The organism is Butyrivibrio sp. ob235 (genome assembly GCF_900109475.1).
Taxonomy (GTDB): Bacteria; Bacillota; Clostridia; order Lachnospirales; family Lachnospiraceae; genus Butyrivibrio.
Genome location: NZ_FOBE01000008.1, coordinates 38,310 through 57,686, shown reverse-complemented (window position 1 = coordinate 57,686; position 19,377 = coordinate 38,310). Strand labels below are relative to the sequence as shown.

Here is a 19,377-nt window from a genome sequence, read left to right as displayed (position 1 = left end):
AACCTCTGTTTTTATTCAAAATCATCAAAGTTCTCGGAACCTGCTGATGCATTCTCACCTGCGATACGTCCACTGTTAAGGCAGAATCCCATTGTGTTTCCTGAAAGGATGAAGGGATAGCTGTCTCCGAAGATGTTGCATGCATCTGTTCCTGCTGCATAAAGGCCGGGAATAACCTTTGCATCCTGTGTGAGAACTTGTGTCTTGTGGTTGATCTTTACGCCGCCGAGTGAGCCGTATGCACCAACGTTCTCTCTGCAAAGATAGAAAGGTGCCTTCTCGATGGGCTGCATATATGCGCGATCCTTCTCAAAGATCTCATCAAAGCCGTTTGCGCACATCTCGTTGTACTCTTCAATCTGTGCTACAAGGCCCTCTACATCGATGCCTGCCTTCTCAGCCAGCTCCTCGATTGTATCTGCCTGTACGATAGGCTCATAACCGTTTGCAAGGTCTGCGTTCCACTGCTCATCGAAGTGATCGAAAAGATCATGAGGATGTACGTGAGAAACGATATCGGGACCCTTTTTCTTATACTTTTTAAGCATCTTGCTATCGAAGATTGAATAAGCAACCTTGCCGGGCTGTGCTGCGATTGCGTTACCTGTGAAGGTTGTGTTTGCAATCTGATCCTCGGGCATGAATCTCTGTCCGTTTCTGTTTACCCAGAGGCAAGGCTGACGGAAAGCACCGTCAAGGATGAAGTGGTTCATGTTGTCGGGAAGCTGATACATAAGCTCCATGATGCAAGGCTCGTGGCCTGCGCCTGCTTCCCATGCCATCTTGATACCATCGCCCTTCATTCCGGGAACAGCGAAGTTGTAGATTGTGTTGCCATACTCGAACTCTGTCTGCTCCTTGATCATCTCTGGGTTATCACCGAAACCGCCTGTGCAGATGATTACTGCATTTGCTCTTGCTTCGATCTCTTCACCGTTCTTGTCAACTGCGATTACACCTACAGCTGCGCCGTCCTCCATGATGATCTTCTTAACGGGAGTCTCGAACTGGAAGTCTACGCCAAGTTCCTTTGCTCTCTCTGTCATCTTCTTTGTCATAGCTGTTGCACAGCGAGGGCCGGGCATTCCGCCATCCTCAGGCTTTACAACGTGCCATGTGAACTCACCGTCTGAGTAAGCTCTTGTAGCCTCAGGAGCACTGAATGCTCTCTGAACGCCTACGAACTCAACGCCCATATCCATGAGCCAGTCGATTGTGTCACCTGACTTGAAGTAGTAATCTCTTACCATTCTTGCGTCTACACGATAGTGAGTGAAATACATGTGCTTTCTGAAAGCTTCACCGGGTGTAAGAGCAATCATGTGATCCTTCTGAATTCTGGAGCCTACGCCGAGAGGGCCCATACCCATGTTTGCTGCACCACCTGTGGTGGATGACTTCTCAAAAGTGATTACGCTTGCGCCGTTCTCGGCTGCCGCAATACTTGCTGCAAGTCCTGAAAGGCCTGCTGCTACTACGATTACATCTGACTGTAACTGTTTCATTTTTACTTACCTCCAAATAATTATTCGTTGCCACAAATACTTTCTGTCATTTTTTCTGCCAGACGGTTCCAAAGGAAGGAAACAATGTATCCGACGATATAGATCGGAATGAATGTCGTTGCCATTCCGATAAAATATGCAATGATAGGTGCATGATTCAGAATAACCACATTAAAATATGTAAGAATCAGGCTGTTGATCACAACATATGTAAGGTTCACAACTGCGTTGATGCAAAGACCAAAGGGAAGTGTATTCGGCTTTGTCTTGCAGAAATTCGCAAATCCGATTCCCCATCCGACACAGGGAAGTGTCACGCCAACCACAAAAGACACTACATAAGCAATAAGGAAATTGATTAAAAGCAACTGCGGTATAACCGTGTGAATCGCAAGCAGCTGTGCTGTAAGTGAAATAGCAAGTGCTATCGGAATGTTCATAATAAGCGCATTCACTGCGCGATATTTAAAACTCTTTTTCATTGCCATATCCTCCGAAAAGTATTAGATTCCCTTGAAATTCTTCTCTTTATATCTGATGATCTTTTTACCTACAATCTCTCTGTTCTCGGGATTTCCGAAGAATCCGCCCTGAGTATGTCCGATCTCCTCAAGGTGTCTAGCTCTTCCCTCAACAGTTGTACGATCCTTCAAGAGGCCATCCTCCTGAATAACGAACTTCCACTTGCCGTCCTCTGTCTGCTCGAGGTTTCCGCCTGCGCCGCAAACCTGGCACTCGATAGGATAGTGAAGGCCGTCCCACTGAGGCTCACCGAGAACAAGTGCATTTGAGTGGCAGTTCGGGCACCATCCCATGTTCTCGTCGCCGAGCCATTTTCTCTCCTCTACGGGAGTCTTAACAGCTTCGATGATGTTTTCACCCATCTTGTGTGCTCTTGCGATGAGCTCGTCATCAAGCAGGCACTGTGCGGGACCGGGAACTCTTGTTGCAAGGATCATGTCTACAACCTTCATGTCAGTTGTGAACATTGTTGCCTGAAGCCCCTCGAGAGCCATTGACTGCCATGCTCTGGTTGATCCGCCTACTGAGATAAGACCTGCAACCCTGTCTCTGTGCTCGATGGCACCGATTGTCTCAAGGAATGCTGTCTCGTAGCTAAGACTTCTCTGTGCAAATGTCAGATAATTGGCGGATGGCATAAGATCATATGTAGGAACTGAATAGATAACCGCATCCTGACTAAGAAGGACATCCATGATCTTTTTCTTATCGTCCTTATCATCAAGTACGCATCCTACGTTCTTGCCCTGTGACATACCGATGGTGCAGGATGTGCATCCGGTACAATCCAGAATGTTGTAATCCCTAAGATTGATCATAGTTACTTCTGCGCCGGCTTCCTCACATGCAATGAGTGCTTCCTTTAAAAGGATCTCACTGTTGCTGTTCTTTCTTCCGGCTGTAACGCCCATTACTTTGATACTCATAAAAATTCTCCCTTTTTCCTTTTAATTCAGAATTCGCTCTGATAGTTAAGAATTTATCATTCAGAGTTTCCCTTTACATCCAACAGCCATTGAGTAAAATCTCAAAATAATGTATACTTTTTCCGACGTTTGTCGGATGCAACGAAAATTTACTTAAAAAACGGGAGATAGCAGTAAAATGGCTTATATTTCAGATATTCTGGATGCAATAGAGAAAAAGTACGATTTAAAAGTGCATGGAAACTATCAAAAAAGGCATTCAATTGACGGAATACGTTTTTTTAACGAAAATGATGCCAACATTGAGCATCTGATGCCGAATATTTTGTATCTTGCAGATTACAAAACCTTTGGAAAGGCGGAGGTTTACGGCGATATCCTTTTCATAGGAACCGGTCAGAACACTCCTGCCTCGGACTCCCTTTATATAGAAGAAGAACTGAACATATTAGAGTTGTACAACCTTATGGAGGATGTAATTCTGGCATATCAAAACATAGATGTGCAAAAGCGAAGTCTTTTCAGTATCCTGCACAACGGCTACGGTATCGACGCCCTCCTTCAGACGGCATACAAATACCTCAATAATCCTGTCGTGGTATGTGACAGCAGTTATGGAATTCTGGCATCCTTCCCCGATGTTTCCGAGGATAAGAACCTGGAAATAAAGAACAACAGACTATCCGTCAAAGCTAAATACTCCGAGGATATGGAACAAAAGAAAGTTACCGAAAGAATCTACCACTCGGTATATCCCTTCGCCGTGAAGCTTGAAGAAAGCGATTTTGACTGGATATTTGAAAGCATAAGAATAAAACACGCAGTTGTGGGCTATATTTGCGTAAGATGTAATGAACGCGAACACACAGAAAGTGATCTTGACCTCATTCACTCCCTCGCCCAGATGGTATCAATACAGCTGCAAAAGGACGACAGTTACCGAAATCCCCAGGGCATCAAATATGATATGTTCCTGCGGGATCTTTTCGGGCGCCACTATGATGAAGAAACCGCTGTGAACCAGCTGTCGCTTCTGGGAATAAAGCCGAAGGAATACTACTACATCATTGCCAGCAGCTTTACCGCCACCTCCCGAAGGCTTATGGCTTACCATATCTATATCCAGCAGCTTTCCACCATCTTTTCAAACAGTGTGACCGGTATCTTCGGTAACCGTTTTATAACTCTTGTTTCCACATCAAAAATGGAAGCCATGACTCCAAAGACTGAAAAAAGGCTGAAAACCTTCCTTACTATGAATCACATGATAGGAACCGTAAGCTATCTTTATGACAAATTGAGTGAAAGCTCCGCCTATTTCAGCCAGTGCCAGGGACTTTTGTCGCAGAGACTCCCTGTTTTTAACGAATCACCCATTATTTATTACCGTAATTACTACTTAAAACACATACTTAGCTCCGCGAACAAAGAATCAATGGTCCGTGCCTCAATCCACCCCTCCATCAAGTTCATGAAAAAACATGACGAGGAGCACGGAACGAACTACATCAGCACTCTGGAAACTTATTTCGACAATAATAGAAGCGCACCTGCCACAGCAAATGCGCTTTTCATACACAAGTCCACCCTCTTCTACCGCTTCGACAAGATGAAACAGCTCTTCGACATACGCCTCGATGACAAGGACGCCCTCTTCGCCTACGAATACTCCCTAAAACTGCTGCAGTAACTTCGCACGGCAGACCCCATGGCCCGGGCGAAGTTATTTGCCTCAGGTGGTTTGGATGCTGGCGTGGGTGTGGAGACGTTTTCTCTGGAAATAGGTGTAGTAGCGGAGCCAGGCGGTGACGCCGCTGATAAGCCAGACGATTCCGGAGGAAAGCCAGATACCGGTCGCTCCGAAGCCGAGGTATGAGGTCAGAAGGAGCGGTATGGTGAATCTTCCGATGACCTCTATGACACCGTTGAACAGTGAGAAGAACGCATCTCCTATGCCGGTCAGGACTCCGCGAACAACATAAATTAATCCGAGCGCAAGATAGAACAGACTTGTAATCTTAAGTCCGTCAGCACCAAGAGTTATAACCTCCGTATCAGTCACAAACATACTGCAAATAGCTCTTCCGAACAATTGCATTGTAAATACCAGAATAGCTGTGAATACGGCCATAATAACAAGACCGCTCTTGTAACCCGAATAGACGCGGTCGTTTCTTTTTGCTCCGAAGTTCTGTCCGCTGTAGGTCGCAAGGGATGCTCCCAGCGTTGCATAGGGCTGATGAATAAGCTGCTCTATCCTGTTTGTGGCTGTAAAAGCTGCCACTACAGTCGTTCCGTAGGAATTGACTATTCGCTGAACCGCCATGGCTGAAATCGCAATGAGTCCGAACTGGATCGACATGGGCACTCCAAGGCGAACAATCTTGTAGGTCATATGCATTGATATCTCGAAGTCTTCCTTCTCAAAGCGGAAATATCTGTTGGTTTTGTATGCATATATTGCACTTAGTACCACAGAAATAAACTGCGCCACAACAGTGGCAAGAGCCGCGCCCTTGATTCCAAGTCTGAAAACGCACACAAACACAATATCAAGCACGATATTTATAACAGTTGATATTATCAGGAAATACAGTGGTGTTCTGGAGTCTCCGAGCGCACGCAGCATTGAAGACAAATAGTTGTACAAGGATACAAACAAAAGTCCGATACACATAAAGCGCACATATAATATGGCATCTCCTATGATAAGCTCCGGTGTTCCCAGAAGTTTAAGCAGATGAGGTGCAAGAAGGAATCCCAGCGCTCCGAAAAATATCGGAACCAAGAGCATAATAAGGCCTGTGTTAACTATACATCTTTTCACCTTGCTGTCTATGTGGGCTCCGTAATACTGCGACACAACAATACCGCCGCCACCTCCGATACCGTTGCAAAGCGCAAAAAACAGGAAAGTTATGGAGCTTGTGGCACCGACAGCGGCAAATGCATCTGCTCCGACAAATCTTCCGACAATTATCGAATCGGCGAGATTATATATCTGCTGGAAAATGTTTCCAATCAGTGTAGGGAGGGCAAACACCAGGATGTGTCTTGCCGGATTCCCTGTCGTCATATCTGTTATGTTACTTTTCATAATATCCTACTCCATCAAAATAGCCCTATGCAGGGCGGGCATCAGAGAGTATCTGAGCCGTATACAGGTGATAGTAATCACCCTTTTTCTTCATAAGTTCCTCATGTGTACCGCACTCGGTGATACCGCCATCATTGATATACATTATCTTGTCACAACCTGTAATGGTCGATAAGCGGTGCGCTATTATAAAGCTGGTTCTGCCGGCCAGCATAGCATTCAAGCCTCTCTGAAGGTCTTTTTCCGTCTGAACATCGATACTGGACGTGGCCTCATCCAGTACCATAATTCTCGGATCCGAGATAAGTGTCCGCGCAAAGGAGATAAGCTGTTTTTGCCCCTGAGACAGAAGTGCTCCTCTCTCCTTAACCTCTGTGCGATATCCCCGGCTCATGCCGCTGATAAATGTGTGTGCACAGACAGTCTTCGATGCTTTTATTATCTCTTCCTTAGATGCATCAAGTTTTCCGTAACGTATGTTATCCTCGATAGTTCCCGAGAAAATGAAGCTATCCTGCAGCATTATACCCATCTGTTCCCTAAGAGATTTTAATGTCACCTTGGAAATGTCCTGTCCGTCGATAAGAATTCTGCCGCTATCAACATTATAAAATCTCGATATAAGACTTACGATAGTGCTCTTGCCTGCTCCGGTTGGCCCCACAAGTGCGATGGATTCCCCGGGCTCCACAGTAAAGGACACATTATGCAGAACTTCTTTTCCTTCTTCATAGGAAAATGAGACATTCTGAAATTCTACCCTGCCCGTTACAGGCGCAAGCTCGATTGCTCCGGGCTCATCCGTAATAGTCACGGGCTCATCCATAGTCTCAAAGATTCTCTCCAGATACGCGATATTATTGATGAAGCCGTTAAAAATGTTTCCAAGGTTCATGATCGGCTGCCAGAATCTGGACGCATAGCTTGATATGGCAACAATCGTTCCGAGACTCTGGTGACCGTTTGCAAATATCACAAGTCCGAAGAAGTAGATGGCTGCTCTTACAAATACCGAGATGGTATCTATTCCGGGCCATACTGATGTACTGTAGTATATGGCCTTCATCCAGGTTTTTCTGCAGTCATCCGAAAGGTCCCTGAAAATCTTTGCATTTTCGTCCTCTCTGGCAAATATCTGTGTAATTCTGGCACCAACGATATTTTCCTGAAGATACGCATTCAGATTCGAGTTTTTATTGGAAACCATCTGCCATGCCCGGCGCTGCTTATTCTTGATCCAGAACATGAAAATCATGAGCACCGGAACGCCCGCCAGTACCACGAGACTAAGCTGAACATCGACGTAAAACATGAAAATTACAATAAATATGAGGTTCAGAATCTCAAGTACGATATTGATAAGACCGTTACTTAGCATGTCCGAAACCGAATTTACGTAATTGACCACCCTTACCAGTATTTTCCCGTGCGGTCTGTCATCGTAATACTGAAAAGGAAGCTTTTGCAGGTGCTCAAACAGATCGTTCCTTATCTGATAGATGATATCCTGGCTCACATTAACCATTATTTTTGAGCGCACCAGTGAAAAGAAGATGCTAAGTGCATACAAAGCAGCCGATATTATAACCAGCCTAAAGAGCAGCACTCTGTTCCCGTCAGGAATCGCCACATCCAGTGCATTACGCACAATAACGGGATTCACAAGGGCTGTGACCCCGGCAATCGCCGACAGCAAAAACGCCACAAGCATCACACCAATATGCTTTTTAATATATCCCGATGCCCTAAGGAGATGCTTTATATCAAAAGGCTCCTCTAATAATTCATCCTGTTTATATGTATTTCTGGCCATCTGTTATGCCCCCATCTGAAGCTTTACAAGCTCCGCGTAGTATCCGCCAAGTTTTATCAGTTCCTCATGTGTGCCCCGCTCAGTAATCTCACCGTTTTGCATGATTAGAATCTGATCCGCATCCTTTGTCGTGGATATTCTTTGGGCAATGATTATCTTCGTACATTTAAAATCAAGATCCCGCAAGCTATCCTGAATTGCCTTCTCGGTCTCAAGATCAACCGCCGAGGTCGTATCATCAAGTATAAGTATCGAGGGTCTCACCGCCAGTGCTCTGGCAAGAGAAATTCTCTGCTTTTGTCCGCCCGACAATCCGACTCCCCTCTCTCCGACAATCGTCTCATAGCCCTCAGGCATCTTTGCAATAAAATCGGAAGCCTGAGAATATTTCGCGTACTTCATGACATCCTCTTTACTTAGCAGCTGATCTCCGTAGGCGATATTTCCATCAATAGTGTCTGAGTAGAGCAAAACATCCTGCGTCGCAAGTCCGATATTTCTTCGAAGCTGATGAAGTGCAATATCCTGCACATCCACGCCGTCAACAAGCACGCGGCCTCCCGTCGGTTCGTAGAATCTGGGAATAAGATGTATAAGCGATGTTTTTCCGCAGCCCGTCTCTCCCATAATGGCCACAGTCTGCCCCGGCTCAGCGGTAAATGATATATTTTTCAAAACAGGAAGCTTACCGTCCGAATACTGGAAGCTCACATCCCTGAACTCGACCTTGCCCTCAAATCTGTTGGGCATAAGGGCCGTGTATTCCTTGTCCACAATCTCCGGCTCTGAGTAGTAGATTTCCATGACCTTTACAGACGCCGCCGAAAATCTCTGGAACTCGTTCATGATATTTCCAAGCTGTCTCATGGGATTGGCGATGGCCCAGATAAGTCCGGAAAAAGCCACATATTCACCCATTGTCATCTGATTGCCCATAAGGAAAAGTCCGCCTACTAGCAGCAGAATAATGGGAAGCAGGTTTGCAAAGGTTTCAACTATCGGAAAATATCTAAGCCAGATCATAGCTGTCTTCTTATTGGTGTCACGGTAGTCCCTGTTGCATTCATCAAAAGACTCTATCTCATAGTCTTCCCTGGCAAAAGCCTTAACCACGCGATTTCCGGAGATATTTTCCTGCGCCATTGTGTTCATTTTGGCCAGTTTTTCCCTAAGGAGTGCATGCATAGGCGCAACCTGCAGTTTAAAAGCCATTATTATAATGAAAATCAGCGGAGCTACTGCGAGAAGACAGAGCGCCATTTTCCAGTTCATGAATAAAAAATAGATTCCGACAGCCAAAATAAGCGAAAACGCCTCAACCAGCATTCTCACAACCCAGGCAATCATGTGCCTTACGGCATCCAGATCACCGGTAACTCTGGTCATGAGGTCACCGGTCCTGTAGGTGCTGTAGAACTTCATGTCCTGTCTCTGAATCTTGTCATAAATGAAATTTCGCACTCTGAAAAGGACTCCCTGGGACACCACTTCGTATCCCACGCAATCCGCGTACACGATGATACACCTTAGAATTGTGAAGAATATCATCATGAAAATAAGCCTGTAAAACTCATCGGAATGAGCACTGAAATTGGCTCTCGCCTCAGGTCCCGAGAGGAATTTGTCTACTATCTGTGATGAAAAATACGGAACCGTCAGCTGCATCATGTTGTATAAAAATGTACCGGCAACGGAAACGATATACAGCGCCTTATATCCCTCCATGTTATCCCAGAGCCACTCCAATCTGGTTCTTGGAAACTGCCAGTCTTTATCTGCATTTTTCACTTTAAAGTCCAACCTTTCATAGAAACGTTAGTTGTTATTTAACCACTATGCCAATCATAAAACTATAAATATTTTGTCATTCGGTAATTATTTTTTGTTTTCCTCAAAAATGTTTTATACTATTCATATGGGTAAAAATAAAAAGGAGGGTTACAGCATGAAAGCACTTTTTATCGGTGGTACGGGTACCATCAGTATGGGAATAGTAAGAAGACTGTCGGAGGATCCTCAATGGGAGGTATACCTCTTAAACAGGGGAAATCGCAAGGGCGATGTCCCTTCTTCAGTAAAACAAATAACAGCTGATATATATAATGAAAGCGATGTCGCAGAGAAGCTCTCCGGCATGGATTTCGATGTGGTAAGCGATTTCATCGCCTTTGATGTGAAGGCCGTGGAGCGAGACTACAGACTCTTTAAGGATAAAACAAAGCAGTACATCTTCATCAGCTCTGCTTCTGCCTACAATAAACCCGCAGCAGGCTATATCATAACCGAAGGAACAACTCTGGCGAATCCGTATTGGGAATACTCCAGAAACAAGATCGCCTGCGAAGAATTTCTCATGAAAAAATACCGCGAAGAGGGCTTCCCCGTAACCATAGTAAGGCCCAGCCACACCTACGACGAGAGACATATTCCGCTCGGTGTGCATGGCAAAAAAGGATTCTACCAGGTTATAAAGCGCATGCAGCAGGGAAAACCCGTCATAATTCAGGGCGACGGATCATCTCTGTGGGCTGTTACCTTTAACAGCGATTTCGCGATCGGCTTTACCGGTCTCATGGGCAACAGACATGCCATAGGCGAGGCTTTCCAGATAACAGGTGACGAGATCCTTAGCTGGGATCAGATATATCAGACTATTGCTGATGCTCTGGGCGTAGAACTAAAGGCTTACCATGTTTCATCCGATTTCTTAAGTGATGTAGGTGAAAAATACGACATGGATTTCGAAGGAAGTCTTCTCGGAGACAAAACCGTATCCGTTGTTTTTGACAACAGCAAGCTAAAAAGACTCGTTCCGCAAATGACTACCACTATTCCCTTCCATAAGGGAGTTCGTCTGGCAGTTGATTACGTCCTCTCTCATCCTGAGGAATACGAGGAAGATCCGGAATTTGACACTTTTTGTGATAAAATAATAGCCGCAATTGAAAAGGCGAAAACAGAAATATAAAGAATTTTGAATGAATTTTAAAGGTAACACGAATGGAAAAAGAGATTTTTGACAAAGAACAACATCATTTACAGGAGACATACGACAAGCTTCTCAAGATGAAAAACGATCTCGAGGAGCAGATCGCAGCCCTCGATGAAAAGGCGCTGGACGACAAGAATGATATCCGCGATAACATACGTTTCGATTACGCGGACATCGAGACCACGATGGAAACCCTGGCCGAGATCGAGGTATGGAACCGCTATATCGATACTTACAACGTAGAGAGCAATTCTCTTGGAAATCGTCTCACAAGCGTGAACAAGCTCCTCGAGTCTCCTTATTTTGCAAAAATCCAGCTTCAGTTCGATCCATCCGAGGAACCTGAAAACTATTACATCGGCCGTGCTGCCATCTCCGAAAACGGCTATGACCAGATGGTGGTTGACTGGAGATCTCCCATTGCCGAGGTTTACTACAATCAGGAGAGCGGCCACACTCACTACACCGTTGAAGACAGGGAAATCCCTGTTGATCTGCAGCTTCGTCGCCAGTTTGATCTGCATAAAAATAAGCTTCTGGCCTATTTCGATACACAGATTGCGATTGAGGATCCCATGCTCCTGCAGTCGCTCTCCCAGACGCACTCCGACAAGATGCAGGCTATTACTGCAACCATTCAGAAGGAACAAAACACCGTCATCCGCTATCCCGATGTGCCCATGCTCCTTGTAAACGGTATCGCCGGAAGCGGAAAGACCTCTGTTTTGCTGCAGAGAATTGCGTATCTGTTCTATCAAAAAAGAAACACTCTCCGCCCCGACCAGGTGTGCCTTATGACACTGAACCCGGTATTTCGTGAGTATATTGACAATGTTCTCCCGGATATGGGCGAGACAAACCCTCTGACACTTACCTGGCGCGAATTTCTTCAGATGGTGCATGTTCCTTTTTCCGATGATGAATACGACTACACCGAAGCGGAGAATCTTCAGAAGATACACGACGTACTTCCGACACTGACGCCCGAGGCTGCGGATTTTTATGAAATAACGCACAAGGGCAATCTTGTTATGTCCAAAAAGGAAGTCCTGTCCGTAGTAAATAAATTCAGGAAATTCCCCATGGGAATACGCCTTATCCAGACCGTATCCGATGAACTTGAGCACAAGGTCAAGAACTCTCTTCGCCACCTTGAAAAAAATGATAACGAAAATGCCTCCGGAAGCATGGCAAAGTCCGATCAGGCAGAGGATAACCGCGCAGAGAACGATTTTGGCGGAGCACTCTCCAATATCAGACGCTGCAGGTGGGTAAACGCCCTCCATGTTGCGAGACGCATCCTGGGTAAAACCCGTGTAACAGCCGCAGAATGGCTCTATACAAGGATGGAACTTACCGGCATATGCGATCGTAACATGCGTTATGTTATGGTTGATGAGGTGCAGGATTACACAAGGGCACAGATGATGGTCTTTGCAAAGTATTTCCCGAATGCCCGCTTCATGCTCCTTGGAGATGAATTCCAGGCAATTCGTGAAGGTACGGTTACTTTTGCCGAGCTTAAGGAGATGGCAGAAGCAGATAAAAAGCGCTTCACAGAGCTTCCTCTCATGACGAGCTATCGAAGCTCACCTGAGATCACCGATATGTTCGCTTCCATTCTGCCTCCGGAGAAAAAGATGATGATTTCCTCCGTAAAACGCCCCGGCGAGCCGGTTTCGGTGAAGGTATGCAGTTCGGATAAGGAATACCTGAAAGAACTGACAGCTCTTATCAGTGAATATGAAAAAAAAGAAGGCCTTACGGCCATAATCTGCAGAAACGAATATAGGCTTGAACAAATTTCAGCTATGCTAAAGGATAATTCTCCGCAAATAATAACAGGGCACGATGCCCTGCCTAAAAGTGGTGCTTTTCTTTTGGAGCTTGCGCTTGCCAAAGGTCTGGAATTCGACCATGTAATTCTGCCCGACGCCGATTCGGAGTCGTATCCCGATGACGAATCCGGCAGACACTGCCTCTATACAGCAATGTCTCGCGCAACGCAGCATCTGTCGATTCTGTCAAACGGAAAACTCTCCGCCATTTTGCAGGAATAATCAGTTTTTACTCATCCTCTTCCATGTCATAGCTTATCTCATCGAGCTCTGCATGGAAGAACTCGCACCAGCTGTACTGGTTCATATAGTCGCCCATGTACTTATACTTGGAATCCTTCTTCTTTTCAAGCCAGTCATAGAGGTCACATTCAATCCTGTCCTTTGCTATGGCAAGGCTTCCTCGCTGTTTCAGGATAATTCCATCAAGCTTAAGCTTCTTGAAGGTGTTCTGAAGATCCTGACGAAGGTTACACAGGTATGACAGTTTCTTTTCGGGATCTCCGTCATCCTCCCAAAGGGATGCGATTATTTCTCCGTTTGTAGTCTGCGCACCCTTGTTATTTATGAGAAGCGCTACTATCTCTTTGGTTCTTTTGTATTTGAATTCAACAGGTTCCCCGTCAACAAATAACTCAAAATTGCCAAAAGTCTGGGCAAAAACTCTCTTATATTTCTTTCGTATCTCAGGGTATCTGAGGGATTCGAGCTCACTCTTCACCTGATCCTTAGTGCCCGGCTTTTTGATATATCCGCTGGCATGAAGCTTCATGGCTTCATAGGCCTGTTCTGTGTGATTAGTGAGATAGATAAGATTGATATAAGGATTCAATTCCTTTAAGTATCCGCCAAGATCTATTCCCCCAAGTTCAGACATTTCTGTCTCCAAAACCGCAACATCCATCTCCGTCTCACGAGCCGTAGCGAGTGCGGCCAGCGAACTGTCACTTGAAAACAGCGTCGCATCCGGAGACACTGTCTCAATAATCTTCTTTATTTTTTTCAGGGACTCCTTGTCCTCATCCACAGCTAATATGTTCATCACTGACCCCCCAATGTCATTGAAACCGATTTTACACTCTGGCTCTTCCTCTGCTCTGCAGTCATATGAAGAGGATCCGCCTCTCCAACCACCAGTGTTTCGCCATCATTTAGTGCCGCATCGTGTAAAGGTCCCGCATTCATATCGGAAAGAACAAGTGCTGCAAATCTGTCGTAGTTGTCCTCGTCAATCACCGGAAAATGATATTTCATCCGGTACCAGTGCTGTGGATCATAGCCAAGAGAACCAATATAGAGCCTGTCAGCCGTATCGGCAACCTCATCAACTCCCGCCTTTTCACCGGGCGCCAGCCCCGCTTCTTCGCAGAACAGCATTGCATAGGCCTTTAAAATCCTATCCCTTACTGTTTCATCACTTCCGCTTTTGTTTTTTCGACCGGTAGGCGTATCCATTATCTTGTAATAGAAGTCCTGCGCCTCCTCACTTTCATCAAAGGCGAGAATCGCATCATAGAGCTCTTTCTCGCTGATATTACCCGCTATAGCCATGTTTCTTTTCTTTCCCCCTTCTTCATAAGATTTATTTTCAAGAAACCACTAATTTTTTATTGTCCGAATTCGACATAACCGATGTCTGCGACACCTGTTTTAAATACGGCAGCTCCTTCTTCATGTCACTCCTTACGCTCCAGTGCCAGAAGAACTCACCAATAAAAAGTATTTTATGAACAAAATCCTCAAATAATATCGCCTGTAACAGCCTTTTGGGAGAATATATCCTTCTGCTGGCATCGATATTTTCAAGCTGAAGCTCGTACGGAGTCATGTTCTTTGGTCTGTGTACCGCATTTCCGTTGTACTTATCCCACCTTGTATGAAGAAGCTTGTCTTTATTCTTCTCATAGACCGGAGTGCCCGGCACAAAGTACATGCACTGGATAAGAACGCCCTGGATATGATTTTTTATGACAAAATCCGCAAGCTCCTTGCCGCAGCCGACCTTCTGATTATCAGATCCCAGAATAAAAAGTCCTCTGACACTCATTCCATGTCTCTGAATATTCCTGATCGACTCCTCTATCTCGGTCTTGGTCGACTTCTTGTGATATGTCTTGAAGGAATCGTCGTCTATGAACTCAATTCCCATATCGAGCTCGAAAAAACCCGCTTTCTTTAGAAGTTCAAGCATCTCGTCGTCAAATCCGACCTCGTACCTGGCCTGTATGTTGAAGCGATATTTTATTCCGCTTTCGATTATCTTGTTTAAAACAGCTATCGCCCAGTCTCTGTCTGCAAAGAAATTGTCATCCGTAATCCACAGATCCTTTAAAAGCCTGAGCTTTCCCTTGTGAAAGAAGTCGATTGAGTATTTGATATCCTCAACAACATTTTCGGGAGATCTTTTCCTGACGCAATGACCAAAGTGTCTCACAAGAGCACAGTAATCGCAGTTGTGCGGACATCCCCTTGAGGCATGCACCTGGGGCCAGATGGTCATGTGCCCCACCATCTTCCTGTAATTGTGAATGAGGTCCCTGTCGGGGATAAGATCAAGATCCGTCGGAGGTTCCGGCATACCTGTATTTACAAGCTCATCGCCGCGCAGATAGGCATATCCCTTACCTGATGGCTCTTCTCCGCGCTCGATTGCCCGTATCATAGGCATTATTGTCTCATCGCCCTCTCCCAGCATCACATAATCGCAGTGCTGTACTGCCTCCTCATAATTCATCGAGGCATGAAGGCCTCCTAGCACAACCTTTGCGGAGGAATTTTTCCTGAAAAAATCGGCAAGTTCATAGCCCCTTACCGCAGCAAAGGTAAATATGCCCAAAAAGATAATGTCTGCATCAAGCACATCATCATATTTAATCTTCGAAATTGATTCACTGTACATATATGTATCCGGAATCTCTTTCTTTACTATTGTTGCAAGCGTGTTAAGCCCGACGGAAGGAGTCCTTATATACCTATCGTAAACAAAATAGTTTAGAATGGTCTTTTTATAAGGCCTGTTCCCCGGTTCTATAAATCGTATCTTCATCCCAATGATTTTCCTCTCAATTCCTATACAGTAAATAGTAAGCAAAACAACCGCTTTGGTCAAACATATTATCAGCATCTGTTAAAAACCTATAAATTACCTCTTATTTCTTTATTAAGAAATGTGCTTCGTTAACATTTTCCCGTCAAAATTGGATACAATATTATTGATACTGTGACCTTTTGGGTGATGATGCTATGAATACAACGCAGAAACCATTAAAGCGCAGCATAATCCTATTCATGTTAGGTTTTCTCACAACGCTGTGCGTATTATTCAGCATAATTACATACCAAACCTTCACGACGGCAATCTATCGTTCATATAACAAGCGAATGATTGACATTGTTAACTATGTCTACAGCCATATAGATATAGAAGATCTGTCAACCTGCGTTGAAACCGGTGTTGAAACCGAGAAATTTATCAAACTTATCACCTTTATGGATTCCATCATGGAGGATTTTGATATTCATTACCTCTATATTGTAAAACCGGTGCTGGATGGTGACAGGAAGGGAATGATGAACATCATATCCGCAGATACCGCAGAGGGAAGGGCAACCGATCCCGACGGCTACTACCTGGGTTATATTCTTTATGATGTTTACGAAGAAAAGGATCTTTATGTATATCAGGATGCACTTGATAAAAACACCATATCCTTCTGTAAAAATTTCACTACCTGGGGATATGACTACACTATTTCCAAGCCTTTGATCAACAGCAAAGGCGAACATTTCGCCCTTTTGTGTGTGGATATCGAGGTGGAAGATGTGCAGCTCGCTATCAGAACATATACGGTACTCTGTATTATCCTTATTCTCATACTTGGTATAGCATTCTCAATTCTTTTCATAATATGGGCAAATCGCAGCATCACAGAACCCATCGGACGTCTGGAAAAAAGTGTCTCGGCCTTTGCCAAGAGCAGTCATTCCCAGACGGATCCCAACCTATTGATATATAACGATCCACATATCCATTCAAAGAATGAGGTTGAATCTCTGTCTGAAGCCATAGGCCAGATGACAGAGGACATGCGCACCTATGCAAGCAATATTCTTGAAGCTCAGGTTCAGGTTGAGGACATGAAAAACCAGGTAAACTATATGGATACCGTAGCCTATCAGGATGCCCTTACCCACGTTAAGAACAAGGCCTGGTATGACAATGTTGCCATGCGTGTAGATCAGGATATAGACTCAGGAACCGCAGAGTTCGGAATTCTGATGGTTGACCTTAATAACCTGAAAAAAATCAACGATACCTATGGTCATGAGCACGGAAATGACTATATTTTCGGTGCCTGCCACAAGCTCTGCGTTGTTTATGAACACTCGCCCGTATTCAGAATCGGCGGCGATGAATTCGTTGTTCTTCTGGAAAAAAGTGATTATGAAAACAGAGACAGTCTCCTTTCCCAGATCAAGGAAGTTTTTGCCGACACCGCAGTAGATGAGCACCGAAGCCCGTGGCGACGCTATTCTGCCGCTATAGGTATGGCCATATATGATAAAAATACCGACCGGTGTATAAATGATGTATTTAAACGCGCGGATAGTATTATGTATCAGGATAAAGTAGCTTCAAAAGCCGCCAGAGAGTGATTTTTAGGGCCTCCTCCACCCCTCTGAAAATATTTTTCAAATTTTTTCGTGAAAAATGCAAAAAAATTTCGCATAAAAACACAAAACGTTGTATAATATAGACAGATATTCAAATATTCTGTGAGGAGGATTTTGAAGGTTATGAATAGAGCAAGAATGCAGATTCTTTGGACATGTCTGTGTCTGATTCTGACGATCACATTCTTCGTTGGAGGAAATGCCATTATAGGCGGTGCCTGGCTGATGGTATTCTTCATTCAGGTTGGAATGACCGTAATAACCATACAAAACCTGAAAATGGAATGACAACTGAATACAAAACTGAATACAGTTCATACGATAGAAAAGAGAGGCTTTTAAGTCTCTCTTTTCGTTTGCGGATATTTTTGGCTAATTATAATAATGCAAAATACTCTCCGAAAGAATATAATATCTCTAAAGAAAATCGGTGGATTATACCACTGTATTTTGTGGTTTTTTATGGGGAGATAATTATATATGGGGAAAAAAGTTGAAACGGGGTTGTTACTAACTGTTCTTTCAGGTGCTACGCTCCTGATTGTCTATATGTTATTTCATAATCTCGGTGCAGGATATCTGATTTCAACCGACGAAGCCTACCATGCGACAAACGCATATGAAATGTACAAACAGAGCAACTGGATTGTAAACACTTACAAGTATGCTGCGGACTATTTTAATTCCAAGCCTCCGCTCTGCCTTGATATGATGGCTATATGCTATAAGCTTCTCGGTGTGTGCAATTTTGCGGCGCGCTTTCCATCTGCAGTTGGCGGTCTTTTAACGCTGCTTGTGGTCATCCTGTTTTTGATCAGAAGAGATAATCTCTATTCAGCGGTTCTGTTTCCGTTTATATTTGCGGCATGTACACCCTTTTTTACATTTCACATGTACAGAGCGGCGGAGATGGATTCCTTCTTTAATCTCTTTTTCGTGATTGCCATGATCTCGCTCTACGAAATCATGTATAACCCACGTTTCATGTACTTATACGGCATCTCCCTGGGCCTCGCCTTCATGTGCAAGGGACCTCATGCTGCTCTTATCTTCATGATCGGGCTGTTATACATTCCGAGGATTCGAGAAGCCTTCAAAAAGCCGTCAAGAGTGGTTATATCCGCTTTTCTTGCTGCTCTTCTTCCGATCGCATGGATGGTCAAGCGCTCGATGTTTGATGGAATGCAGTTCATAGATACTCTTATGTTCGGCGAGACAGTCGACAGAGTAAGCACATCCGACGAGAGCTTTTCAAAACCTATCATAGATTTCATCGGATCGAATGTGATGCAGCTTTTCATCATCACAATAATTGTTGCAGCTGTGGCAATGGCCGTTATAAGGCTCCGTTCCGGCAACAGATCGATAACGGTTGTTACGATTTTTATTAAGGAAAACTATCTGCTCCTTGTATGGACAGTTCTCCCGGTCATGTTCTTTGCAATTTTGAAGAGCTACCTTGACTGGTATATATACACCTCCCTGCTTGCCCTGTGTATCTTAGTGGCAAGACTTGGCGGAATTGTTATAGAGCATCTTGTGAGGAAAAATCCCACAGTGGCAGTTATTACCACAGGCCTTATCGTGGCTGCTTCATTTTTCTTCATCGTTCCCTGCATTAAGAATGATATCAATCTTGCGGGAACGGGCGGGCATCCGGTCGATGAATTCACGCAGGATATGCTTAATTTTGCCGCCCAGTACGGGGATGAATATGCGGGAAGAAACGTATATCTTCTCTCTGATTTCAGACAGTACTCGAAGCAAGGGCACTGGGAATGCGAATATGTCGCGCCCGCCGAAATGTACTGTGATTTCGTTGCTGTAGACGGAACATTGGACAATTTCCTTAGTGATGACGGTTCACTTATCATTGTTGACAAGGATCTTTGGGATAAATACTCATCTGATCTTACCGGACACGTTATTTTACAGGACAATTCATATCTTATCTTCAGTACGGATATGTATTAGAATATAAACTGATTTTTTCAGTCAAGTTTAGAGAGG

15 protein-coding genes are annotated in these 19,377 nt (G+C 44.5%); 6 read left to right on the top strand and 9 right to left on the bottom strand.

The window, feature by feature from the left end:
• Window positions 1–11: 11 nt before the first annotated feature.
• The 3 genes from BMW61_RS08065 to BMW61_RS08055 are packed head-to-tail and all read right to left on the bottom strand — an operon-like array spanning window position 12 to window position 2,953.
• Complete coding sequence (locus tag BMW61_RS08065) at window positions 12–1,505, bottom strand: FAD-dependent oxidoreductase (RefSeq protein ID WP_022761265.1); 1,494 nt, start codon at window positions 1,503–1,505, stop codon at window positions 12–14.
• A gap of 20 nt (window positions 1,506–1,525) precedes the next feature.
• Window positions 1,526–1,987 (bottom strand): hypothetical protein, encoded by a 462-nt coding sequence (locus BMW61_RS08060; RefSeq protein ID WP_091820856.1) that lies wholly within the window; start codon window positions 1,985–1,987, stop codon window positions 1,526–1,528.
• 21 nt (window positions 1,988–2,008) lie between these two features.
• Window positions 2,009–2,953, bottom strand: a complete 945-nt coding sequence (locus BMW61_RS08055) for a flavodoxin family protein (protein ID WP_022761263.1) — start codon at window positions 2,951–2,953, stop codon at window positions 2,009–2,011.
• A gap of 178 nt (window positions 2,954–3,131) precedes the next feature.
• On the opposite strand from BMW61_RS08055, the gene BMW61_RS08050 reads away from it, so the two are divergent.
• On the top strand, window positions 3,132–4,643 hold the full coding sequence (locus BMW61_RS08050) for a PucR family transcriptional regulator (RefSeq protein WP_091820854.1): 1,512 nt from the start codon (window positions 3,132–3,134) through the stop codon (window positions 4,641–4,643).
• Between the two features lie 42 nt (window positions 4,644–4,685).
• Here BMW61_RS08050 and BMW61_RS08045 read toward each other — a convergent pair whose 3' ends face one another.
• Genes BMW61_RS08045 through BMW61_RS08035 form a run of 3 tightly spaced genes read right to left on the bottom strand, consistent with a single transcriptional unit; the run spans window position 4,686 to window position 9,651 of the window.
• Window positions 4,686–6,050, bottom strand: a complete 1,365-nt coding sequence (locus BMW61_RS08045; RefSeq protein WP_091820852.1) for an MATE family efflux transporter — start codon at window positions 6,048–6,050, stop codon at window positions 4,686–4,688.
• A gap of 25 nt (window positions 6,051–6,075) precedes the next feature.
• Window positions 6,076–7,863 carry an ABC transporter ATP-binding protein gene (locus BMW61_RS08040; protein WP_022761260.1) on the bottom strand — a complete coding sequence of 596 codons (1,788 nt, stop codon included), beginning with the start codon at window positions 7,861–7,863 and terminating at the stop codon, window positions 6,076–6,078.
• A gap of 3 nt (window positions 7,864–7,866) precedes the next feature.
• Window positions 7,867–9,651: an ABC transporter ATP-binding protein gene (locus BMW61_RS08035; protein ID WP_207650180.1), complete on the bottom strand. Its 1,785-nt coding sequence runs from the start codon at window positions 9,649–9,651 to the stop codon at window positions 7,867–7,869.
• Between the two features lie 157 nt (window positions 9,652–9,808).
• Between BMW61_RS08035 and BMW61_RS08030 the strand changes: the two genes are divergently transcribed.
• Complete coding sequence (locus BMW61_RS08030) at window positions 9,809–10,831, top strand: NAD-dependent epimerase/dehydratase family protein (protein ID WP_091820850.1); 1,023 nt, start codon at window positions 9,809–9,811, stop codon at window positions 10,829–10,831.
• Between the two features lie 32 nt (window positions 10,832–10,863).
• The gene (locus BMW61_RS08025; protein WP_091820848.1) at window positions 10,864–12,915 is read left to right on the top strand and encodes a HelD family protein; all 2,052 of its coding nucleotides are present in this window, start codon (window positions 10,864–10,866) and stop codon (window positions 12,913–12,915) included.
• Between the two features lie 7 nt (window positions 12,916–12,922).
• Here the strand turns inward: BMW61_RS08025 and BMW61_RS08020 are convergent, their stop codons facing one another.
• The 3 genes from BMW61_RS08020 to BMW61_RS08010 are packed head-to-tail and all read right to left on the bottom strand — an operon-like array spanning window position 12,923 to window position 15,739.
• A complete protein-coding gene (locus tag BMW61_RS08020) occupies window positions 12,923–13,735 on the bottom strand; it encodes a response regulator (RefSeq protein WP_026498169.1) in 813 nt (270 codons plus the stop codon).
• Entirely contained in the window at window positions 13,735–14,244 is a 510-nt protein-coding gene (locus tag BMW61_RS08015; RefSeq protein ID WP_022761255.1) for a hypothetical protein, read from the bottom strand. Before BMW61_RS08015 ends, BMW61_RS08020 begins: the two co-directional genes overlap by 1 nt.
• A 37-nt stretch (window positions 14,245–14,281) precedes the next feature.
• Window positions 14,282–15,739, bottom strand: a complete 1,458-nt coding sequence (locus tag BMW61_RS08010; RefSeq protein ID WP_091820994.1) for a B12-binding domain-containing radical SAM protein — start codon at window positions 15,737–15,739, stop codon at window positions 14,282–14,284.
• Window positions 15,740–15,936: 197 nt separating this feature from the next.
• On the opposite strand from BMW61_RS08010, the gene BMW61_RS08005 reads away from it, so the two are divergent.
• The 3 genes from BMW61_RS08005 (at window position 15,937) to BMW61_RS08000 (ending at window position 19,341) form a co-directional block, all read left to right on the top strand.
• Window positions 15,937–17,349, top strand: a complete 1,413-nt coding sequence (locus BMW61_RS08005; RefSeq protein WP_091820846.1) for a GGDEF domain-containing protein — start codon at window positions 15,937–15,939, stop codon at window positions 17,347–17,349.
• Between the two features lie 141 nt (window positions 17,350–17,490).
• A complete protein-coding gene (locus tag BMW61_RS21835; protein WP_022761252.1) occupies window positions 17,491–17,655 on the top strand; it encodes a hypothetical protein in 165 nt (54 codons plus the stop codon).
• A 192-nt stretch (window positions 17,656–17,847) separates the two neighbouring features.
• Window positions 17,848–19,341, top strand: coding sequence for an ArnT family glycosyltransferase (locus BMW61_RS08000; RefSeq protein ID WP_091820844.1), 1,494 nt, complete (start codon window positions 17,848–17,850; stop codon window positions 19,339–19,341).
• The last annotated feature ends 36 nt before the right edge of the window (window positions 19,342–19,377 follow it).

Coding starts and splice junctions, on each gene's coding strand:
- BMW61_RS08040 (WP_022761260.1), bottom strand. CDS start 7,863: ATGGCCAGAAATACATATAAACAGGATGAATTATTAGAGGAGCCTTTT.
- BMW61_RS08030 (WP_091820850.1), top strand. CDS start 9,809: ATGAAAGCACTTTTTATCGGTGGTACGGGTACCATCAGTATGGGAATA.
- BMW61_RS08025 (WP_091820848.1), top strand. CDS start 10,864: ATGGAAAAAGAGATTTTTGACAAAGAACAACATCATTTACAGGAGACA.
- BMW61_RS08010 (WP_091820994.1), bottom strand. CDS start 15,739: ATGAAGATACGATTTATAGAACCGGGGAACAGGCCTTATAAAAAGACC.
- BMW61_RS08065 (WP_022761265.1), bottom strand. CDS start 1,505: ATGAAACAGTTACAGTCAGATGTAATCGTAGTAGCAGCAGGCCTTTCA.
- BMW61_RS08005 (WP_091820846.1), top strand. CDS start 15,937: ATGAATACAACGCAGAAACCATTAAAGCGCAGCATAATCCTATTCATG.
- BMW61_RS08045 (WP_091820852.1), bottom strand. CDS start 6,050: ATGAAAAGTAACATAACAGATATGACGACAGGGAATCCGGCAAGACAC.
- BMW61_RS08055 (WP_022761263.1), bottom strand. CDS start 2,953: ATGAGTATCAAAGTAATGGGCGTTACAGCCGGAAGAAAGAACAGCAAC.
- BMW61_RS08000 (WP_091820844.1), top strand. CDS start 17,848: ATGGGGAAAAAAGTTGAAACGGGGTTGTTACTAACTGTTCTTTCAGGT.
- BMW61_RS08050 (WP_091820854.1), top strand. CDS start 3,132: ATGGCTTATATTTCAGATATTCTGGATGCAATAGAGAAAAAGTACGAT.
- BMW61_RS21835 (WP_022761252.1), top strand. CDS start 17,491: ATGAATAGAGCAAGAATGCAGATTCTTTGGACATGTCTGTGTCTGATT.
- BMW61_RS08015 (WP_022761255.1), bottom strand. CDS start 14,244: ATGGCTATAGCGGGTAATATCAGCGAGAAAGAGCTCTATGATGCGATT.
- BMW61_RS08060 (WP_091820856.1), bottom strand. CDS start 1,987: ATGAAAAAGAGTTTTAAATATCGCGCAGTGAATGCGCTTATTATGAAC.
- BMW61_RS08020 (WP_026498169.1), bottom strand. CDS start 13,735: ATGAACATATTAGCTGTGGATGAGGACAAGGAGTCCCTGAAAAAAATA.